The organism is Pseudomonas sp. NPDC089401 (genome assembly GCF_044749485.1).
Lineage (GTDB): Bacteria > Pseudomonadota > Gammaproteobacteria > Pseudomonadales > Pseudomonadaceae > Aquipseudomonas.
In genome coordinates this window covers 492,108-512,349 of the sequence record NZ_JBIVIA010000004.1, presented here as the reverse complement: position 1 = coordinate 512,349, position 20,242 = coordinate 492,108, and the positions used below count along the sequence as shown (strand labels likewise).

The 20,242-nt window shown below is 56.9% G+C and carries 15 protein-coding genes and 2 pseudogenes; all 17 read left to right on the top strand.

Going from position 1 to position 20,242, the window contains the following annotated elements; all coding sequences use genetic code 11:
• Positions 1 to 14: 14 nt before the first annotated feature.
• The 17 genes and pseudogenes from ACIP21_RS12735 (at position 15) to ACIP21_RS12655 (ending at position 20,065) form a co-directional block, all read left to right on the top strand.
• Positions 15 to 2,969, top strand: a complete 2,955-nt coding sequence (locus tag ACIP21_RS12735; RefSeq protein ID WP_400687846.1) for a type VI secretion system tip protein VgrG — start codon at positions 15 to 17, stop codon at positions 2,967 to 2,969.
• The gene (locus tag ACIP21_RS12730; RefSeq protein ID WP_400687844.1) at positions 2,966 to 7,612 is read left to right on the top strand and encodes an RHS repeat-associated core domain-containing protein; all 4,647 of its coding nucleotides are present in this window, start codon (positions 2,966 to 2,968) and stop codon (positions 7,610 to 7,612) included. The genes ACIP21_RS12735 and ACIP21_RS12730 overlap by 4 nt, the downstream gene beginning before the upstream one ends.
• Positions 7,612 to 8,013: a hypothetical protein gene (locus ACIP21_RS12725; protein WP_400687842.1), complete on the top strand. Its 402-nt coding sequence runs from the start codon at positions 7,612 to 7,614 to the stop codon at positions 8,011 to 8,013. The genes ACIP21_RS12730 and ACIP21_RS12725 overlap by 1 nt, the downstream gene beginning before the upstream one ends.
• Positions 8,014 to 8,288: 275 nt before the next feature.
• A pseudogene (locus tag ACIP21_RS12720) lies at positions 8,289 to 9,710 on the top strand (RHS repeat-associated core domain-containing protein); the annotation flags it as partial.
• Between the two features lie 320 nt (positions 9,711 to 10,030).
• Positions 10,031 to 10,429: a hypothetical protein gene (locus ACIP21_RS12715; RefSeq protein WP_400687840.1), complete on the top strand. Its 399-nt coding sequence runs from the start codon at positions 10,031 to 10,033 to the stop codon at positions 10,427 to 10,429.
• 15 nt (positions 10,430 to 10,444) lie between these two features.
• Entirely contained in the window at positions 10,445 to 10,822 is a 378-nt protein-coding gene (locus ACIP21_RS12710; RefSeq protein WP_400687838.1) for a hypothetical protein, read from the top strand.
• Between the two features lie 88 nt (positions 10,823 to 10,910).
• Positions 10,911 to 12,296 (top strand): annotated as a pseudogene (locus tag ACIP21_RS12705) (RHS repeat-associated core domain-containing protein); the annotation flags it as partial.
• A 382-nt stretch (positions 12,297 to 12,678) separates the two neighbouring features.
• Positions 12,679 to 13,014, top strand: coding sequence for a hypothetical protein (locus ACIP21_RS12700; protein WP_400687836.1), 336 nt, complete (start codon positions 12,679 to 12,681; stop codon positions 13,012 to 13,014).
• Between the two features lie 315 nt (positions 13,015 to 13,329).
• Complete coding sequence (locus ACIP21_RS12695) at positions 13,330 to 13,758, top strand: NTF2 fold immunity protein (protein WP_400687834.1); 429 nt, start codon at positions 13,330 to 13,332, stop codon at positions 13,756 to 13,758.
• A 912-nt stretch (positions 13,759 to 14,670) separates the two neighbouring features.
• Positions 14,671 to 15,261 carry a hypothetical protein gene (locus tag ACIP21_RS12690; protein WP_400687832.1) on the top strand — a complete coding sequence of 197 codons (591 nt, stop codon included), beginning with the start codon at positions 14,671 to 14,673 and terminating at the stop codon, positions 15,259 to 15,261.
• Between the two features lie 128 nt (positions 15,262 to 15,389).
• Positions 15,390 to 15,743 (top strand): hypothetical protein, encoded by a 354-nt coding sequence (locus tag ACIP21_RS12685; RefSeq protein WP_400687830.1) that lies wholly within the window; start codon positions 15,390 to 15,392, stop codon positions 15,741 to 15,743.
• A 192-nt stretch (positions 15,744 to 15,935) separates the two neighbouring features.
• The gene (locus ACIP21_RS12680; RefSeq protein ID WP_400687828.1) at positions 15,936 to 16,310 is read left to right on the top strand and encodes an Imm50 family immunity protein; all 375 of its coding nucleotides are present in this window, start codon (positions 15,936 to 15,938) and stop codon (positions 16,308 to 16,310) included.
• A 60-nt stretch (positions 16,311 to 16,370) separates the two neighbouring features.
• The gene (locus ACIP21_RS12675; protein WP_400687826.1) at positions 16,371 to 16,847 is read left to right on the top strand and encodes a hypothetical protein; all 477 of its coding nucleotides are present in this window, start codon (positions 16,371 to 16,373) and stop codon (positions 16,845 to 16,847) included.
• Positions 16,848 to 16,899: 52 nt separating this feature from the next.
• Positions 16,900 to 17,475: a hypothetical protein gene (locus tag ACIP21_RS12670; RefSeq protein ID WP_400687824.1), complete on the top strand. Its 576-nt coding sequence runs from the start codon at positions 16,900 to 16,902 to the stop codon at positions 17,473 to 17,475.
• Positions 17,476 to 17,625: 150 nt separating this feature from the next.
• Entirely contained in the window at positions 17,626 to 18,207 is a 582-nt protein-coding gene (locus ACIP21_RS12665; RefSeq protein ID WP_400687822.1) for an alpha/beta hydrolase, read from the top strand.
• 65 nt (positions 18,208 to 18,272) lie between these two features.
• Complete coding sequence (locus ACIP21_RS12660) at positions 18,273 to 19,103, top strand: sigma 54-interacting transcriptional regulator (RefSeq protein ID WP_400687820.1); 831 nt, start codon at positions 18,273 to 18,275, stop codon at positions 19,101 to 19,103.
• A 176-nt stretch (positions 19,104 to 19,279) separates the two neighbouring features.
• Positions 19,280 to 20,065 (top strand): MetQ/NlpA family ABC transporter substrate-binding protein, encoded by a 786-nt coding sequence (locus tag ACIP21_RS12655; protein WP_400687818.1) that lies wholly within the window; start codon positions 19,280 to 19,282, stop codon positions 20,063 to 20,065.
• Positions 20,066 to 20,242: the final 177 nt, after the last annotated feature.

Below are 20,242 nucleotides of genomic sequence, written 5' to 3'. Positions count from 1 at the left end.
AAAGGAGGACAGGGATGTTTGCCGCAGCAAACCAGACCCATTTCAGCTTGCACATCGACGGCCTGGAACACGATTTCCAGGTCCTCGCCTTCGACGGCACGGAAGCCATCAGCCAAGCCTATGCCATCGACCTCGAGCTGGTCAGCGAGAACCCTTCGCTGGACCTGGAAAGCCTGCTGCACAAGCCCGCGTTCCTTCAACTCGGCGATGACGGGCGTGGCCTGCATGGCCTGATCTACCGCGCCGCACAGGGCGAGTCGGGCAAGCGCCTGACCCGCTACCAGGTGACCCTGCGTCCGCAGCTGGCCTACCTGAAACACCGCATCAACCAGCGCATGTTCCAGCACAAGACCGTGCAGGAGATCATCGCCCAGGTGCTCGAGGAGCATGGCATCCTCGCCAACGCCTACCAATTCCAATTGGGTGCGACGTATCCGCAGCGCGAGTATTGCGTGCAGTACGACGAATCCAATTTGCAGTTCATTCAACGGCTGTGTGAGGAGGAGGGGATTCACTACCACTTCCGCCACAGTGCGGACGGTCATCTGCTGGTGTTCGGCGATGACCAGACGGTGTTCCCGAAACTGGCGCCCGTAAGCTTCCAGCACGACTCTGGCTTGGTCGCCGATACGCCTATGATCAAGCGCTTTGCGCTGCGTCTGGAGACCCGGACCAGCAGCGTTACGCGCCGCGACTACGACTTCAAGAAGCCCTTGATCACACTTGAGGGCGAGGTCGACAGCCACGACGAGCCAGCGCTGGAAGATTACGACTATCCCGGTCGTTTCCTCGACCGCACGCGCGGCAAGCACCTCGCCAACCGAGCGCTTGAGCGCCATCGCAGCGACTACCGCCAAGCCCAGGGCGACAGTGACCAGCCACTGCTTGCCAGCGGCCACTTCCTGACGCTGGCCAGCCATCCGAACGCCAGTTGGAACGACCTTTGGCTGCTCACTGAAGTGCACCACCAGGGCCGTCAGCCACAAGTCCTCGAAGAAGCGATCACCAGCGATGTCGATGCCCGCTTCGACGGCTTCCAGCAGGGCTACCGCAACTTCTTCGTAGTGACCCCTTGGGAACTGCCATTCCGCCCAGCGTTGTTGCATCCAAAGCCCAAGGTCTTCGGCACCCAGCGCGCCGTGGTCAGCGGCCCCGCCGGCGAAGAGATCTACTGCGACGAATACGGCCGCATCAAGGTCCAGTTCTTCTGGGATCGCGAGGGTCAATCCGACGATAAATCCAGCGTGTGGATGCGCGTCGCCAGCAGCTGGGCCGGGCAGGGCATAGCCGGCCTGCAACTGCCCCGCGTGGGCATGGAAGTGCTGGTCAGCTTCCTCGAAGGCGACCCCGACCAGCCATTGGTGACCGGCTGCCTGTACCACGGCGTGAACATGCCGCACTACAAGCTGCCCGACCTGAAAACCCTCGCCACGATCAAGAGCAAGGAATACAAGGGCAGTCGCGGCAACGAACTGCGCATCGACGACACCACCAGCGAAATCAGCATCGGCCTGCGCAGTGATCACGGCGCCAGTGCCCTGAACCTCGGCTACCTGACGCACCCAAGGCCATCGGGTGGCGCCCCACGCGGTGAAGGCTTCGAACTGCGCACTGACCGCCACGGCGCCGTCCGCGCCGCCGGCGGCCTGCTGCTCACCACCGAGCCGCGCCCGAACGAAGCCAAGCACCACAAGGACCTGCCGGAAACCGCCGAACGCCTGGCCACCGCCAGCGATCAGCAGGACAGCCTGGCTGAACTGGCCAAGCAGATGCAGGCCCAGGAACCCGGCGACCAGGACCAGGTCGCCAAGGACCTGCACGCCCAGCACCAAGGTATTCTCGGCAGCGGCCCCGGCGATCTCACCAAGAACGAGTTCGCCGAATTCGCCCAGCCACACCTGGTCGTATCGAGCCCCGCCGGCATCGCCCTGACCACCCCCGGCCCAAACCACATCACCACCGGCAGCCACCTGGCCCTGAGCAGCACCGGCCACACCAGTCTGTCCATCGGCAAGCGCCTGCTGGCCAGTGCCAGCCAAGGCATGCGGTTCTTCGTGCAAAGCCTGGGCTGGAAACTGGTCGCAGCCGATGGCGACATCGACGTCCGCGCCCTGAAGGACAGCATCAATCTGCTGGCCAAGCTGGATATCACCGCCAACGCCGACCGCATCATCCTCAAGGCCAAGACCGAACTGGTGGTGCAGGGCGGTGGCAGCGCGACGACGTACAACGCCAGCGGCATCACCCACGTCACCAGCGCCAACTACACCGCCCATGCGGCGCAGTTCTCGCACATCGGCGCGGCGAGCAAGGACGGGGTGTTCCCTGAACCGCCCAAACCGGGCAAGGGCGCACTGGAGTTGTTCAACCTGTATGCCAACACCCAGGGCATCAAGACCGGCGATTACGAAGTCACCGATGCCCTCGGCACCCTGTTCAAGGGCACCCTCGACGGCCAGGGCTTCAACGCTGTATCCGGCGCCGCGCCTGGACCAGCTCGGGTCAAGTTCGGTGGCGACAACAGCCCACCCTGGTCGCCTGCCAGCTATGTCGGGGTGATCAACTGGCCGGTGCAGCCAGCGGACCCGAACAGCCCTCCGACCACCGAACTGGCCCTTGCCGACAGCCTGCCCGAGCCAGCAGATGGCGACGGCGGCCTTTTCGGCAAGGCCAAGCAGCTGGCCAGCAGCGGCATGGACATGGCCAAACAGGGCATGAGCCTGCTCAAGACAGGCCAGGGCGCGCTGCAAAGCGCACAGCAGGTACAAGGCGCGCTCAAGGGCGGCGTCACGGCGCTGCCGCAACTGGCCAGCGCCGCCAGCTCGGCCATGCCGGCCGCTTCCGCCGCGCTCGGCATGGCCGGCAGTGCTGCCCAAGGTGCTCTGGCCAGCCTGCCGAAACTCCCCGAATTCAAGGCCCCGAGCCTGAGCACCGTTACCGATCTACTGCCTGGTGAACTGATTTCATGACCGATACTTTCGTAAAACAACGTCCGGCCCAGGCAGCGGTCGTTCCCCTGGATCAGATCGGCGTCGAGGATGTGAGCCGTGGCGCCGCCGCGTTCGACGCCTGGTTGCGTGACATCAGCTATGGCTACGTCAACCTGGAGCGGCTCAAGGACACTGCCGAAGTGCTGCCAGTGATTGGCAACATCATGGCCCTGGTGGATGCGGTCGGCGACATCGTCACGCTGGCCAACGCCGATGAGCCGGACCCGTGGGACTGGGTGAGCCTTGGCATCAACCTGATCGGCGTGGTGCCTGTGCCGATGACCATGGCCTACGCCCGCAAAAGCCTGCGGCCAATGCTGGTGTTGGTACGCCAGGAGGCGAAGCAGGCGCTTGGTGATTCGCTGGTCGAGATCATTGTCGGGCATCTGAATGCCACCATCCTTGGCAAGCTTGAGGAGTTCGTTGGCGATGCCGCAGCCCACCTTGACGAGGTACTGCCCAAGGCGGCCAAGGTCGGTGAGGACCTGATCAAGAATACCGCCAATGCCATCGACGCGATCATCCTCGGCAAGCTGGATACGCAGAGCAATCTGAGCTCGGCCGGCAAGCAACTGCAGACGGTCCGCCAGACCATGACCTCCGACCCCCTTGTCGCGATCGACAACGCATACGGCGCATTGAGCAACGCCTATGCGGCGATGGGCAAGGGCGCCGCCAACGTGGTCATGGGCAACCTGGCGCCCCCCAGCGTGCAAGAGGAGGTGCTGCGTTACACCAAGCAGTTCCGTGCCCTCGGCCCAGAGCTGAGCAAGCAGATCATCGGCCTCAACAACATGGCGAACCCGTACTCGATCGGCCGCATGCGCAAGATCCTGTTCGACGCCGCCGTGCTCTACGCCGAGCGCAATCCCCAGGAGATGTCCGGCAATGTCAAACCGGACGATACATCCCAGGCCGTCCTTCAACTGGGCGAAGGCCTCACCGAGTCCATCACCACCCAGGTAGCTGCCACAGGGGCCGGTAGCTGCTGCAAGAACAAGGCGCCAGTCGCCACGGGCAAACAGATCAACTTCGCGCTGGGCAGCGAAACCGTGGTGCATACCGATTTCAGCCTGCCCGGCCCGTTCCCGATCGAGTGGACACGGACCTACAACTCACGCCTGGACAAGCTGGACGACGGCATCCTCGGCGCCCGCTGGCTGACCGAGTTCAACACCTGCATCGATGTGCTGGACAAGGGCCTCGTGTTCCACGACTTCGACGGTCGCAGCCACGAGCTGCCGCTGCCGAAGAAAGGCAAGCCGCACTACAACGGAATCGATTCGTTCACCTTCGTGCGCACGGGCGAACAACAACTGGTGCTGCTGCGCGGCCTGGACCGGCAGGAAACCTACGCCCGCCACGGCGAGCGCTTCTACCTGACCCACATCAAGCTGCGCAGTGGCGCCGGTGCTATGCTGCATTACGAGCATCGCCATCACGATCAGCCCGTGCTGTCGGACATCAACACTTACTTCGACAACGATCCAGGCAAGGTCCACCTGCAACTGGGCACCCTGCTCGACGACCACGGGCACATCCAAGGCCTGTGGCAGGTGGTCGACGGCAAGCCGCTGCGCCAGCTTTGTGCCTATCACTACGATGACCAGGGTGACCTCATCGGTGCCCAGGACGAGAACGGCGCTGCCTGGCATTACCAGTACCGCAATCACCTGATCACCCGCTACACCGATCGAACCGAGCGCGGCTTCAACCTGGAATGGGACGGCAGCGGCCCCCACGCCAAGGCCATCCGCGAATGGGCCGACGACGGCAGCTACGAAACCCGCCTGGAGTGGGACCCGCGCATCCGCCTGACCTACGTCACCGACGCCCATGGCCAGGAAACCTGGCACTACTACGACAAGCAGGGCTACACCTACCGGATCAAGCATCCGGACGGCAATTCCGAATGGCTGTTCCGCGACGCGAACAAGAACGTCATCCGCCACGTGCATGCCGATGGCAGCCAGGACCGCTACACCTACGATGAGCGCAGCAACCTGCTCAAGCACATCCGCCCGGATCACAGTGTCGAGCACTACGCCTACGACGATCAGGACCAGCCGATCAAGATCCGTGACGCCGAAGCGGGCCTGTGGCTGCGCGATTACGATGATCGCGGCAACCTGGTCGAGATCACCGATCCACTGGGCAACAAGACCGAGTTTGCCTACACCCCGACAGGGTTGGTCAAGGCGATCAAGGACGCCAACGGCAACGAGAAGAAACTGGCCTACAACGACGCCGGCCAGTTGCTGGAGTACACCGACTGTTCGGGCAAGACTAGCGCGTGGGAGTACAACGCCTTCGGCCAACTGACCCAGTTCGTTGACCCCATGGGCAACAAGACCGCGTATGAGTACAGGGCCGGTCAGTTAAGCAAGGTCACGCATCCAGACAAGACCGAAGAGCGCTTTGACTACGATGCCGAAGGGCGCTTGCTCGCCCACTCCGACGGCCTCGACCGTTGCACCACCTGGTCCTACAGCGCCGCTGGTTTGCTGGCCGAGCGCATCGATGCCAACGAACACACCCTGCGCTATCGTTGGGACAAGCTGGGTCGGCTGATCGGGCTGGAGAACGAGAACGAGAGCAAGGCGGCGTTCTTCTACGATCCGGTAGGCCGTCTGCTGCAAGAGAACGGCTTCGATGGCCTGGTCACGCGCTACCAGTACGACCCGTATTCCGGTCATCTGGCGTCTACCCAGATTGGCCAGCGCCGCATCGACCTGCGCTTCGACCGCATGAACCGCCTGGTCGAGCGCACCGCCCGCCTAGGCGATCAGAGCCAGACCGAGACTTTTGCCTATGACGGCAATGGCAACCTGATCCAGGCCATCAACGCAGGCAGCAAGTTGCAGTGGTTCCATGATGCTGCCGGTAACCTGACTCGAGAGCATCAGCACTACCTCGCCACTGGCACGCCGATGGTTGCGGTGTGGCGGCACGAGTACGACGCGCTCAACCAGCGCATCTCGACCGTTCGCCCGGATGGCCACAAAGTCAGTTGGCTGACCTACGGCAGCGGCCACTTGCTCGGTATGACGCTTGATCATCACGAGATGTTGGCCTACGAGCGTGATGACCTGCATCGAGAGGTTGTGCGACATCAGGGCAACAAGCTGATGCAGACCCAGGCGTGGGACCCTGCCGGGCGTTTGCAGGAGCAGTGGTTGGGCAGCCATGACGGCCAGTCCACATTGCTCAAGCGCCAGTACCGTTACGACGCTGCCGGCCAGCTGACCAACATCCACGACACTCGTCGCGGCCAGTTGGAGTATCAATACGATCCAGTCGGCCGCCTGCTCCAGGCCACGAGCCGTTTGGGTGTCGAGACCTTTGCCTTCGACCCGGCCGGCAACCTGCTGGACCAGAAAACCCAGGAACTGAACCGTCCGCTGGAAGCGAACCCGCTTCGCAACAAGTTGATGGACAACCTGCTGCGCGAGTATGCCGGTACCCATTACAAATACGACGAACGCGGCAACCTGGTGCACCGTCTGCATAACGGCTCGCACGCACACTTCACCTGGGACCTGTTCGACCGACTGGCCAGTTACAACGACGACAAGCTCAAGGTCGATTTCGGTTATGACGCCTTGGGACGGCGTCTGTACAAGAACTCGGTCGCGCATTACTGGGATCGACCGGAAGCGGGTACTGGCTGGAACCAGATGCAGCGGGCCAAGCGCCAACGTGAGCTGGAGTGTGGCTTCACGCTGTTTGGCTGGGATGGCGACACCTTGGCGTGGGAAAGCTCACCGCCGAGGGATGACGGCGATACTGGCCGAACCGTGCACTACCTGTACGAACCGGGCAGCTTCGTGCCGGTGGCGCAGGCTTTGCGCAAGCGCCCGATTGTGCTGCACAAGCAGCCGGATTGGAGTCAGCGCGAGTACGATTTCGACGATGATCCGTTGTGGCAGACGGAGATGAAGCCACAGGCGTTTGATGCGATTGCCTGGTATCACTGCGACCACCTCGGCACGCCGATGGAACTCACCGACGAGCAAGGCAACATTGCTTGGGCGGGGCAGTACAAGGCGTGGGGGGCGGTGCGTGAGGAGCGTTCGGAAGGGGCGCGGCAGCAAGGATTAGGAAACCCATTCCGCTTTCAAGGTCAATACCATGATCAGGAAACTGGCTTAGCCTACAATAGGAATAGGTACTTTGAGCCGGATACGGGTCGATTCATAAGTCAGGATCCGGCAGGCTATGCTGGGGGGCTAAACTTCTTTGTTTATGCGCCCAACCCGATAGAATGGATTGATCCACTTGGGCTAACGAAAAGTAATCCGGCTGGCAGGAAGAAAAAATCGGGTAAGCCAAATCAGAATTCAAAATGCCCTTGTCGGAAGAAATGGGAAATTACCGAGTATACTAAAGTGTGCGAGGGCCATGTTGGCGGGGTGGGCTATGCGAAGTATTACTTTAATAAAAGAGATAATACCTGGTGGTCGAAAGATCTCACGGGGCATGGCGAGAGCGCCTGGAAAGTATATGAAGAAGATGGATCTTGGACTGCTGATGCTGACGTGTATGGCGATTTTATGGACAAGCATAAAGGCCCTACTGGTAAAAATATTGATTTTAAAACGCTCAAGTGTAGGAAGTCGTAATGATTGAATCTGCAGAAGAGTTTGTTAGGTTGCGTAGTAGCGAAAATAAGGATGAGTACGATCGCTCGGCTTTTGAGGAGGCGTCTTTGGAAACATGGAATAAAGTGATTGACGAATATCCCGACTATGCGTGTTGGGTTGCCTTTAATAAATCAGTTCCTTTGGAGATTCTAGAGCGCCTTTCTGATAGCGCTGATGACCGCACAAGAACTTTCGTTGCAACTAAAAGGAAGCTTTCAAAAGAACTGTTCGATAAGATGTCTCGCGATAAGTCAAGTGTGGTTCGGGGTCGTATAGCAGTAAACAAAAAAACCCCCATGATTATTTTGCAGAGGTTGTTGAGCGATCCGAGCGAAAGCGTTGTCGAGGCCGCGAGGTATAACTTGGAGCGTAGATCCTAGCTGCTTAGTGAGACTGCATATCACCTATGGGGTGGAGTATCTGAGTCAATATTAGGATAGACAGGGCGGCCTGACCATTGGGGCAACTCTATCCGGCTATAAAATCAATAATGCGATCATGAGGTTGGCTGGATTAATCAGTACTGATATGGGGGAGGTTAAATTAGGGTCGAATAACAATTAATAGAAGCTCCGCTAGAAGTTTTGTGAAGACTGGTGGGTGATCCGCATGGAAGTGTGGCTGAGACAGCTAAGTATATTACAGGGCGTAAGGCGATGCTGCCGGTAACCTGACTCGAGAGCATCAGCACTACCTCGCCACTGGCACGCCGATGGTTGCGGTGTGGCGGCACGAGTACGACGCGCTCAACCAGCGCATCTCGACCGTTCGCCCGGATGGCCACAAAGTCAGTTGGCTGACCTATGGCAGCGGTCACTTGCTCGGTATGACGCTCGATCATCACGAGATGCTGGCCTACGAGCGTGATGATCTGCACCGAGAGGTTGTGCGGCATCAGGGCAACAAGCTGATGCAGACCCAGGCGTGGGACCCTGCCGGGCGTTTGCAGGAGCAGTGGTTGGGCAGCCATGACGGGCAGTCCACATTGCTCAAGCGCCAGTACCGTTACGACGCTGCCGGCCAACTGACCAACATCCACGACACTCGTCGTGGCCAACTGGAGTACCAGTACGATCCGGTGGGCCGCTTGCTCCAGGCCACCAGCCGTTTGGGTGTCGAGACGTTCGCCTTCGACCCGGCCGGTAACCTGCTGGACCAGAAAACCCAAGAGCTGAACCGCCCACTGGAGGCCAACCCACGTCGCAACAAGCTGATGGACAACCTGCTGCGCGAGTACGCCGGCACCCATTACAAGTACGACGAGCGTGGCAACCTAGTGCACCGCCTGCACAACGGCTCGCACGCTCACTTCACCTGGGATTTGTTTGACCGGTTGACTAGTTACAACGACGACAAGCTCAAGGTCGATTTCGGCTATGACGCTTTGGGTCGGCGCCTGTACAAAAACTCGGTCGCGCACTATTGGGATCGACCGGAAGCGGGTACTGGCTGGAACCAGATGCAGCGCGCGAAGCGTCAGCGTGAGCTGGAGTGTGGCTTCACACTGTTTGGCTGGGATGGCGACACCCTAGCCTGGGAGAGCTCGCCGCAAAGAGATGACGGCGATACCGGACGTACCGTGCATTACCTGTACGAACCGGGCAGCTTCGTGCCGGTGGCGCAGGCGTTGCGCAAGCGCCCGATTGTGCTGCACAAGCAGCCGGATTGGAGCCAGCGGGAGTACGATTTCGATCAGGATCCGCTGTGGCACACGGATATGAAACCGCAGGCATTCGATGCCATCGCATGGTACCAATGCGACCATCTGGGCACACCGGTTGAACTGACTGACGAGCAAGGCAACGTTGCCTGGACAGCACAGTACAATGCATGGGGCGAGGTGCGTGAGAGTGTTTCGGGGCAGGGGCGACATTACGATCTGGGTAATGCGATACGCTTCCAAGGACAGTACCACGATCATGAAACGGGACTGTATTACAACCGCTATCGATATCACGACCCAAAGACTGGGCGGTTTATAACTCTAGATCCTATCAGTTATGCAGGCGGTTTGAATTTCTATGCTTATGTAAAAAATCCGATTCAGCGGATTGATCCACTAGGGCTCTCTGAGGAGGAACTCTGCGACTTAACCCATAGATGGAAATCTGCGCTCGCACCGCGTGATGGTACTGGCGAGCCCAACACTGTTTATACTCAGTTAAGTGGAGATGGGAAGTTTGCGGTGCAGAACACTATTTACAACAGTGAGGGCCTAGCTGTCGGGCAGGTAGACTTCAAGCGCCACGGGAAGGACGCACCTCCCGGCCACGGGCATGTTCTTTCGCCTCCGGGAAATCTCGGGGCCGGACATGGCCCAACTGCCCTTCACATTCCGCCAAGTGACGTGCCTAAAGGATGGAGTGTCATTCCGCCGGGTACGGAGCCGGCACAAAAATGAGTGAGAAAACGATGAAAATCAATGATGTTGAGAAATTCTTCGATGAGTATTACGGTTTTGATGATGGGGTTGTGAAGTCTTTCGACTATATTTTTTCGGAAGATGGCGTTTGCTCTGTGAGTATGTGTCTTTATGCCTGCAACTATGAGTTAGGAGGGGGGGAGTGGAAAAAGGTGACATTACTTGTTCAGGACGTATGTGAAGCCAGGTCGACTATAATTCCTGTTACCATTCATTCGAAAATAAAAATACTTAAATTTAATGATGGGTTTGGTTTGGAGGTCAATACTGACTTTGGACTTATTCCTGTATGTTTGGAGTCTGTCAGAAAATACAGTACTTGTTATGTTTTAGGTGGTTCCGTAGAGGTGTTCGAATCTGAGTGGTCGCAATGAGAGAGGCTTCAGCATATGACATTTGGTGAAATTGAAAGTTTTTTTGAGACTAACGATAACTTTCGAGGCTGGAGGATTGGCTCTTTTGGCTACGAACTTCTGGATTATGGGAAGCAAAATATTAAAATTGAGCTGTACGGGAGTGGTTCGTCAGTCTCTAATTTTAAGCGTAAAGTTGAAATTAGGCTTTTCGATGTCACAGAAGTTAGGTCTGACTTTTTGCCTGGACAAGGAAGTGTTGTTCTTAGTGGTGTAAGATTTTCCTTGTCAGAGATTGGTGGGTACTGTATTGAGATTGACGGAAACTTTGATGGAGTTCCTATCACGCTGGATTCAATTAGGCGGCGCAGTGATTGCTATGCGATAGGGAAGGCAGTGGACATAAAGCATTGAGATTTAATGGCGTCTGACAATAGAGCGAGAGGCTTCATGCGAGGTGTGGAAAATATAGTTTAGCCGTTCGCCAGAAGAGAATGGCAAACAACACTATCTCGCTACCGACACGCCGATGGTCGTGGTGTGGCAGCACGAGTACGGCGCGCTCAATCAGCGCGTCTCGATCATACGCCCGGAAGGACACAGGGTCAGCTGGTTGACCTATGGCAGTGGTCATCTGCTGGGCATGACGCTTGATCATCATGAGATGCTCGCCTACGAGCGTGATGACCTGCACCGTGAGGTTGTGCGGCACCAAGGCAACAAGCTCATGCAGACCCAGGCCTGGGATCCAGCCGGGCGTTTGCAGGAGCAGTGGTTGGGTAGCCATGACGGTCAGTCCACGTTGCTCAAGCGTCAATACCGGTACGACGCTGCGGGCGAGTTGACCAATATCCACGACACTCGTCGCGGCCAGCTGGAGTATCAGTACGACCCAGTGGGCCGCTTGCTCCAGGCCACCAGCCGTTTGGGTGTCGAGACGTTCGCCTTCGACCCGGCCGGTAACCTGCTGGACCAGAAAACCCAAGAGCTGAACCGCCCACTGGAGGCGAACCCACGTCGCAACAAGCTGATGGACAACCTGCTGCGCGAGTATGCCGGCACCCATTACAAGTACGACGAGCGCGGCAACCTTGTGCACCGTCTGCACAACGGCTCGCACGCTCACTTCACCTGGGATTTGTTTGACCGGTTGGCTAGTTACAACGACGACAAGCTCAAGGTCGATTTCGGTTATGACGCCTTGGGTCGGCGTCTGTACAAGAACTCGGTCGCGCACTATTGGGATCGACCGGAAGCCGGTACTGGCTGGAACCAGATGCAGCGGGCGAAGCGTCAGCGTGAGCTGGAGTGTGGCTTCACCCTGTTTGGTTGGGACGGAGACACCTTGGCGTGGGAAAGCTCACCGCCGCGGGATGACGGCGATACTGGCCGAACCGTGCACTATCTGTATGAACCGGGCAGCTTCGTGCCGGTCGCACAAGCGCTGCGCAAGCGCCCGATCGTGCTGCACAAACAGCCGGATTGGAGCCAGCGCGAGTACGACTTCGATCAGGATCCGCTGTGGCAGACCGAGATGAAACCCCAGGCATTCGATGCCATCGCCTGGTATCAGTGCGATCACCTGGGTACGCCGATGGAGTTGACGGATGAACAGGGCAATCTTGCTTGGGCGGCGCAGTACAAGGCCTGGGGCGAGGCGCGTGAAGAGCGCTCGGAGCTGGCCGGACAGCACGGTCTGAACAACCCACTGCGCTTTCAGGGGCAGTACTACGATCATGAAAGTGGGCTGCACTACAACCGCTATCGGTACTATGATTGCCAGTCTGGAAGATTTATAAGCAGTGACCCGATAGGGTTGCTTGGTGGGATGAATCTTTACCAGTATGCGGTGAACCCTGTTGGGTGGGTTGATGCATTAGGTCTAAGTGCAAATAATATATTTGTTCACTATACGGATGAAAAAGGCCTGAAAAATATAAAAAGTACCGGCGTTATTAGGCCTAATGCCAAAGGCAAGGTGTATGTGACTGATGTTTTGATGACCCCTGAGGATGCTCAGAGAGACATATTTATCAATGATACTAAGCACGCTGGTAGGGGAGAGCATGCGTTAGTGTTTAAAGCTACCCCGGAGCAAGCGGCTAACATTAAAAAGAGTTCAGAGCTTGAATACATTCACAACGGCCCGATGAGGCTCGAGAATGTAATTCACGCAGGTAAGAATCCTTATGGGGTCATGGCCGAATCAACATATGAGCAAAGATTGGCAATGACACGTACGCAGGTCAATGCACGCGAAGGAAAATCTTGTGGATGAATTTACCGAGAAGGAAATAAGGCTGAATCAGGGGGAGATCAATGCCTTGAAGAAAGCCCTGCTTTATTTAAAGTTTGAGTGTGAGGAAACGGAGTCTTTGATATTTTCTGGTAGCCCGTTGATTAACTCTGCATTCGACAAGTTGATAGCTGGTAGCGATTCGGCTGAGCGTGAGTTGAAATTTTATGAGGGAGGGAATTCCTATGCTGAAGAGTGTATGTTGAATAAGTTGAAGCGGCAGTGGGAATTTGATGGAGAGGGCGAGTTTGAAGATGATGTTGATTCCGAGTATTTCAGGGAGTGCATACGCCCATATAAGAAAACTTAGGGTTTAATTTTTCAGAGTACCCATGAGGGTGAGCTTGATTACAAGGCTCTGCGTGAAAAATATTGAGGCGCATGTCAGGTAAAGCGTAGTAGCCGAGGAAGCGAAATTTGCGTGGTGTAAATGAGCATTCCAAGGCTGTTTTAAAATGGCTTTAGCTAGTGTCTAGACTTTTCATTCAGAGCCTGGATTAGTGGCTAGCTACGATGCGGGAAAAAAGCCAGCGCCCATCTTCTATCAGGCACGAGCTAACGATTCTGCTCATAGTAAAGTATTCATAATCCCTGCTAGTGCAGTTGCTGAATAGAGGGTTTATAAATGGAAGTACGTGAGTTTTTAGAACAATTCTTAGAGCAAATGCTTGCCTGGGAGATGGGGTTTCATAAGCGTCGGCGTTCGGACGAGTACAAGTCGAGCAACGATGAACGTCTAAAAGCTGACTTCGAGGCTAAGGCGAAACTGCGCGAGATATTCGATTCTTGTCTTAGCCGAAAAGCAAATAGAAGTCTGGCTTCCAGTCGCTTGGAACTTCTAAATACAGGGCGATCGCCTGAATTTGCTCAGGCCATAATTCCTGATTCCTGTAAGGAGTCAGAGGGGAAAGTGTTTGTAGAAACAATCAACGCTAAGGCACTAGCTCCGCTTCGGCGATACACGGTTATAGTCGAGGATGAAAAGTTTAAAATAGATGAGCTCCATGGGCGAGCTAATGAAATGGCCAAGTGGAGCTCCCGAGAGTCAATATAAAGTTTTTAGTTCTGAATGGCACCGGCATTAATTGATCTGGTGTCGCTTGCTAAAATCGGACGCTCTAACTCTGCGATATATAGAAAATCGAATCGTTGTACTTGGTAGCCCGGAGTGATGAATGTTTGAAGTGATATGCTATCGGGCAAAATTTGGGCTGTTCAATGAGGTTGGTAGTCATTGGGTAAGGGGCTACAGGATGATTGCGATGATGACTTTGCTTTGATCTGTACGATTAATCAGGACGGAGCTCTGGGTTTTGATAGAGCGCCCGCAGCAAAAAATATAGTAAATAACTTAATTGCAAATTGTTACTGCATTGATATCTCGGGCGCACTTGTTGCGCCTGGGGGTTTAATGGTGTTTATATGCCAAGCATACTATTCAAAGATAAGGGTGGTCGCTTTGAGCGTATGGTGGCTGAGCACGAGCGTTATCTGTTGGTATTAAAAAAGTACGTGTTTCTATCGAAATATAAACAATCGCAGGCGCCGCAGTCGAATCCATTGTCGGATTTCCTTATGAGTGAAGGTCGCAGTCTCAGTAGGCAGCTGTATATTGCTCTTGCGGACTCTTGCGGACTCTTGCGAATTTTTCTGTATGTCAAAAATCTCTGGCGAATATGGGTGGGGAGCATTTGACGTGACGTCAAGTAATCTTGATGCGTTTCTTCTTGATCTCAAGAGCAGTATTGTTACTGAAGGCCAGTTAACGTTCAAGTCTAATATTCAAGATGTACCATGTTGGTGAAAGTCGTGTAAGTAAGTTGGCGGCTTCAGTAGGCTTCGCCTACGAAAACGGCTGCTTGCAGCATCCGGATATTGATCACCAGTTGCCGGTGGAGTTGAAGGACCTGGAAATACTCAGAGCTCTCCATTGAGCTCATTGGTTAGCTAGTCAGGAAGGACGCAGATGTACAAGGAATTTGTCTTCACCACAGCATCACCCACCGCCGAAGATGGCTACGCCGGCGGCGGCGCGTATCTACCAACGCACATGCCTTGGCCAACCTCAGCCGACGGCACGCCACTGGTTCACTTGCTAGCCCTTCCAGCCAGATGGCTCGACGCCCATGAAACGGCACGCTGGATTTCGGTTTTCATCCCGTACACGCCGGGCGACGTGGGGCACTATCGGTCATTACGGTTCAAGGAGGGCGGCTCGCAGGCCGTTGTGCTGAGCTACCTGCGCCAGCCTGGCCTGCGTGACGAAGCGCCAGGGAAAATCACCGGCTGCGGTCGTGTGACGATCTTGTTGGCAGACCATGAGGATGATGACGAAAACCTAGCTTCCAAGCTGGACGGTGTCGATGCCTGGCTGCAGGCGCCTCTGCGACTGGAAAACGCAAGGCGTCGTGTGTCGATCTATGGTGGAGATCTGGACAACGCTCTGCCCGGCAATAAAGGTGTGCTGTCCGATGGAATGGGTTATCTCCTCCTCAGCGATGAATTCATTGCTGGTGAGGCTAATGGCGCAGCTGGCTTTTTCCTGCAACTTGGATAGGCCTGAGGTAAGTCCGAGAATAACGTTCGGCGGCGGCGGTGATATTTTTGCGTCGAGATATCGAAGCGCTACCAAACTAAAAGTTGGTCCTGGGCCTTCTTATGGCCACAAGCAATAGGTGATCGTGCATGGATACATTCAGGTTAAACACTGTATACCCGCTGGAAACACTCATCCATCTAGTAAAGAGCAGGCAGGAGCGCGATGAGGTGTATGCCCTCTACTGTCCTGTGGGCATTGAAGAGTTGGCTTGCGGCCAAACTATCTATGTTGGCGACGTTCCAGACTATGATGAGGAAGACAACGAACACCTTCCGCGGGCCGTGATGGCAATGGGGTACACCTTTTGCTACATGCGCGATCAGTTCCAGGATGTAATAGATTTGGCTGTGTCGCAAAAAGCCAGCGTTTCCGATCAGGAGTTGATAGAGTGCTTGAACTACTACGCCGAATACGATGACTTTTTTGACGTTGCCCCATGATTATTGATGCAAAAGTTTGAGATGAAGCGTTTCTTGCCATGATTAATGGGGTCGATCATTAGAGGCGTTGTTGGCGTTGCCATTTTTTGGCAGGTATTGACAGGGTTGGCTATGTGCCTCAAAGAGAAATCTGTATAAAATATTGCTGTCACGTTGATTGTTGGGCTGAAAATGATAAATATTGCTCGATTAATGAATTCTCAAGCGTTAACTAATCTGTATGGTGGTCTTCCTTCGTTTGAAGGGGCTGAGCTTATTGAGATAAAATTTAACCGTGATGGCCCAGCTGTTGAGGTTAGGCTGATAATCAGTGAGAAGCCAGCCAAACAACCTGCTAAGTGGCCAAAGAATTATGATGTTGTATATATTTCATTATCTTATGGTGCAGTTAAGGATCTAAGTGTTTCTCACTGGGGTACGAAAAATATAATTAAAAAGGCGATTTGTGTTTCCTTACAGGATAGGGAGGGGCTGTCCGTTCTGCTGGATAATAGTTGTCGACTCGATTTCACGTATGATTGGGCCAGGGTAGAAGAGATGACTTATGGTCTCATTGGTAGTGCATGACAAAAAAATCATGATGGCACGCGATAGGTGAAGATCCTACAACCGTGAGGGGAGTGAGGCATGGCTGATTGGCTAATCGAACCCTTTGACCTTAGTCAGTGGTGCGAACGCATGCTGGCCTGTCGCGATTTTGCCAGCGAGCACGATTGTGATGTGTTCCTGGCGGGCTTGGCAGAGGCCGAGCGGAACATGAATGGCGAGATTGCGACAACGCTGCTCGACATGTTCTCTGACACCGATGACTTCGGTGTACTGGAGCGTGCGCGCAACGTGCTCGAGGCTGCCGACCGCCATGTGTTCTACCCTGCGCTGGTTGCAGGATTGGCCGGGTTGCTCGAGCGCTCTCCTGACAAGCAATGGGCGATGACGTTATTGGGTATCGAGGTGGAGCATGGTGATTTACCGTTGCTGCTCGATTACATAAGAAGGGCGCCGAGCCCGCAACGTTGCGTAGCCATGGCGTTCATCAGATCGGACGGGTTCTTGTCCGAGTATCCACAGGCGTTGGCGTTTAGCAAAGGTGTTGGCGCCTACTGAGCGCCGATCTCCTGAGCGCCTGTGGATAACTGCAATCACCAAGGAAGTGTGAATGAACACGCTGCATTTTCAACCCGAGCGCGCCAGTGAGCGGGTCGCACATGTCGCGGGAGGTTGCGCATTGCCCGAGGGCTGTGAATGGCCGAAGGATGGCAATGGCAAGCCGTTGCTGCACGTGATGACGTTGCCTGCCGCCTGGGTCGAGCCGGGCAGTGCTGGCTGGCTCTCCTTGTTCACCCCATACTATCAGGCTGATACCTACCTGCACTGGGAAGAACTGACAACAGAAGGGTGCAACGAATCCGTCGTGCTCTTTCACGACAACGACGGCGTCCTCCGTAATGAATATGGCGACTTGTCGCCCGCTCGCGGGCTGTCGCTTGGCGAAGGGGCGGCGGTGGAAAGGTACGGTTCAAGGGTGAACGGTGCGGTTGCCTGGCTGCAAGACAGTGAGTCAGTACCCGGCAGCCGATGCCGGATGATGATCAATGGCGATGAGCTGGATGTCGGCTTTTCAGAGGAGCCCGGTATCTTCTCCGACGGCGTGCTCTACGTCTTTCTCAGCGATGCTTTTCAGTTGGCGTCCAGGCCGAGCAGGCAAGGCGTGCTGACCTTCCAGTTTTCCTGAGGCTGGCGAAGATGCAGCCCTGGACGCGTGGCAAGCAGAACTCTCCAGTAAGTAATTATGGTTATTAACAAATAGCTTCTTATTCCTTTACGTAAAAACTCCCCTCCCTATACTGACCCCCAAGCACGCAAACACCTTGGAGGCGTCCCCATGCGCAATGAGCCTATCCGTTACCTGATTGTGCCGGGCTGGCAAGGATCGCCAGACAATCATTGGCAAAGCCACTGGCAACGTACTCTGCCTAACAGCGCCCGGGTCGAGCAGCACGACTGGTTGACCCCGCAGCGCCGCGACTGGGTGCAGGCGCTGGAGCAGGCGATTGCCGCCGAGCGCTCGCCGGTGATCCTGATCGCCCACAGCCTGGGCTGCATCACCGTCGCCCACTGGGCCGCGCAGGCCAGCCCGGCCTTGCTGCGCCGGGTGCGGGGTGCGCTGCTGGTGGCGCCGGCCGATGTCGAGCGGCCGACCTGCGCGCCGGCGCTGCGCAACTTTGCGCCGATCCCGAGCCAGGCGCTGCCGTTCCCCAGCCAGGTGGTCAGCTCCGACAACGACCCGGCGGTGAGCGTGCCGCGGGCGCTGTACCTGGCCCAGGCCTGGGGTGCGGAGGCGGGGTTGCTGAGCAACGCCGGGCACATCAACGTCAAGTCCGGGCATGAGCGCTGGGAACAGGGCTTCGCCTACCTGTATCGCCTGCAGAGCCGGGTCGAGCAGCGCGCCTTGCGCCGCGCCTGATCGGCCCCGACCGTTTTCCGTTTGCCTGACGCCCGGCCTTCGATGGCCTGGGGCGGGAGTTCGTCATGACCTTGCAAAACCCTTTTGGCCAGCCGTTGCTGACCTTTCCTGAACTGGACAAGAGCCCGCTGAGCATCCGCGCCAAGGCGCTGGTGTTCATCGACCCGCGCTCGCAACAGCTGCGCCAGGCCCTCGAACGCCTGGCGCCGCAACCGCTGCCGGTGCTGATCCGTGGCGAAACCGGCACCGGCAAGGAGCTGTTGGCGCGGCAGATCCACCGCGCCAGCGACCGCGCCGGGCTGTTCGTCTCGGTGAACTGCGCGGCCATCAGCCCGACCTACGCCGACGCCGAGCTGTTTGGCTACAGCGCCGGCAGCCAGGGCGGCACGGCCAGCAGCCGGGCCGGCTGGTTCGGCTCGGCCAATGGCGGCACCTTGTACCTGGACGAGATCGCCGACCTGCCGCTGGCGATCCAAGGCAAGTTGCTGGCGGCGCTGGAAAACCGCGAGGTGACGCGGGTCGGCGCGCAGCAGCCGCAGCCGGTGGACGTGCGCCTGGTGGCCGCCACCAGCATCGACCTGGCGCGGGTGGTGAAGGCCGGGCGCTTCAACGAGCGCCTTTACCAGTACCTGCGTGAGGGCGCGCTGGAGCTGCCGCCGCTGCGCGAGCGGCCGGGCGATATCCTGCCTTTGGCCGAGTACTTCGTGGGCATCTACAGCGTGCGCCTGCAGCGGCCATTGCCGCTGGTCAGCGAGGCGGCGCAGCAGGTGCTGGAGGCCCATGCCTGGCCCGGCAACACCCGCGAACTGGAGAACGTCATCCACTTTGCGCTGCTGGTCAACGACAGCGAAGAGCTGCAGCCGGAAGACCTCGACCTGGCCAATACTGCACGCTAGACAGGGCTAATAAGCGAATTCGCTGGTGGCGTTTTGGTTTTGGAATAAGCAGTGAATTAAAAGATATTGTTACGGCATAAAGAATCTCGGTATTGTCCGCCCCAAGCCCGCTGCGCAAACGGTTGGGCAACCGACTTCGCCATCCCTGATGGCCCAGATCCAGAACAAGGAACACCATGAAAAAGACCCTGCTGACCACTGCCCTGGCCGCTGCCCTGTCGTTCGCCGGCCTGGCCTCTGCCGCCGAGAAACTGGTGGTTGCCGCTACCCCTGTGCCGCACGCCGAAATCCTCGAGCTGATCAAGCCGACCCTGGCCAAGGAAGGTGTGGACCTGCAGATCAAGGTGTTCACCGACTACGTGCAGCCGAACGTGCAGGTCGACCAGAAGCGCCTGGACGCCAACTACTTCCAGACCCTGCCGTACCTGCAGAGCTTCAACGAAGGCAAGGGCACCCACCTGGAAACCGTGATCGGCGTGCACGTCGAACCGTTCGGTGGCTACTCGAAGAAGGTCAAGAGCCTGAGCGAGCTGAAGGACGGCGCCACCGTGGCCATCCCGAACGAAGGCAGCAACAGCGGCCGTGCGCTGATCCTGCTGCAGAAGGCCGGCCTGATCACCCTGAAAGACCCGAAAAACGCCCTGGCCACGCCGAAAGACATCGCCGAGAACCCGAAGAAGCTTAAGTTCCGCGAGCTGGAATCGGCCATGCTGCCGCGCGTGCTGGACCAGGTCGACCTGGACATGATCAACACCAACTACGCCCTGGAAGCCGGCCTGAACCCGGCCAAGGATGCGCTGGTGATCGAAGGTGCCGATTCGCCTTACGTGAACTTCCTCGTTGCCCGCCCGGACAACAAGAACAGCGAGGCCATCCAGAAGCTGGCCAAGGCACTGACCAGCCCGGAAGTGAAAGAGTTCATTGCCAAGAAGTACCACGGCGCGGTGCTGCCGGCGTTCTGATGGGCTGATGTTGTTTGAAAACGCCGACGCATTTGCGTCGGCGTTTTTGTTTGTGGCTGGCGGGGAAGGGTGGGTTTGCTTCACCGGCCTCTTCGCGGGTAAACCCGCTCCCACAGGTTGTTGCGTGGCTGACGGACTGCACCCTGCCTGTGGGATCAACTGTCTTGGGTGCGATCT

What these genes read in the sequence shown, in the direction of transcription:
- ACIP21_RS12735 (WP_400687846.1), top strand. Translation starts at nt 15, where the DNA reads ATGTTTGCCGCAGCAAACCAGACCCATTTCAGCTTGCACATCGACGGC.
- ACIP21_RS12730 (WP_400687844.1), top strand. Translation starts at nt 2,966, where the DNA reads ATGACCGATACTTTCGTAAAACAACGTCCGGCCCAGGCAGCGGTCGTT.
- ACIP21_RS12725 (WP_400687842.1), top strand. Translation starts at nt 7,612, where the DNA reads ATGATTGAATCTGCAGAAGAGTTTGTTAGGTTGCGTAGTAGCGAAAAT.
- ACIP21_RS12715 (WP_400687840.1), top strand. Translation starts at nt 10,031, where the DNA reads ATGAGTGAGAAAACGATGAAAATCAATGATGTTGAGAAATTCTTCGAT.
- ACIP21_RS12710 (WP_400687838.1), top strand. Translation starts at nt 10,445, where the DNA reads ATGACATTTGGTGAAATTGAAAGTTTTTTTGAGACTAACGATAACTTT.
- ACIP21_RS12695 (WP_400687834.1), top strand. Translation starts at nt 13,330, where the DNA reads ATGGAAGTACGTGAGTTTTTAGAACAATTCTTAGAGCAAATGCTTGCC.
- ACIP21_RS12690 (WP_400687832.1), top strand. Translation starts at nt 14,671, where the DNA reads ATGTACAAGGAATTTGTCTTCACCACAGCATCACCCACCGCCGAAGAT.
- ACIP21_RS12685 (WP_400687830.1), top strand. Translation starts at nt 15,390, where the DNA reads ATGGATACATTCAGGTTAAACACTGTATACCCGCTGGAAACACTCATC.
- ACIP21_RS12680 (WP_400687828.1), top strand. Translation starts at nt 15,936, where the DNA reads ATGAATTCTCAAGCGTTAACTAATCTGTATGGTGGTCTTCCTTCGTTT.
- ACIP21_RS12675 (WP_400687826.1), top strand. Translation starts at nt 16,371, where the DNA reads ATGGCTGATTGGCTAATCGAACCCTTTGACCTTAGTCAGTGGTGCGAA.
- ACIP21_RS12670 (WP_400687824.1), top strand. Translation starts at nt 16,900, where the DNA reads ATGAACACGCTGCATTTTCAACCCGAGCGCGCCAGTGAGCGGGTCGCA.
- ACIP21_RS12665 (WP_400687822.1), top strand. Translation starts at nt 17,626, where the DNA reads ATGCGCAATGAGCCTATCCGTTACCTGATTGTGCCGGGCTGGCAAGGA.
- ACIP21_RS12660 (WP_400687820.1), top strand. Translation starts at nt 18,273, where the DNA reads ATGACCTTGCAAAACCCTTTTGGCCAGCCGTTGCTGACCTTTCCTGAA.
- ACIP21_RS12655 (WP_400687818.1), top strand. Translation starts at nt 19,280, where the DNA reads ATGAAAAAGACCCTGCTGACCACTGCCCTGGCCGCTGCCCTGTCGTTC.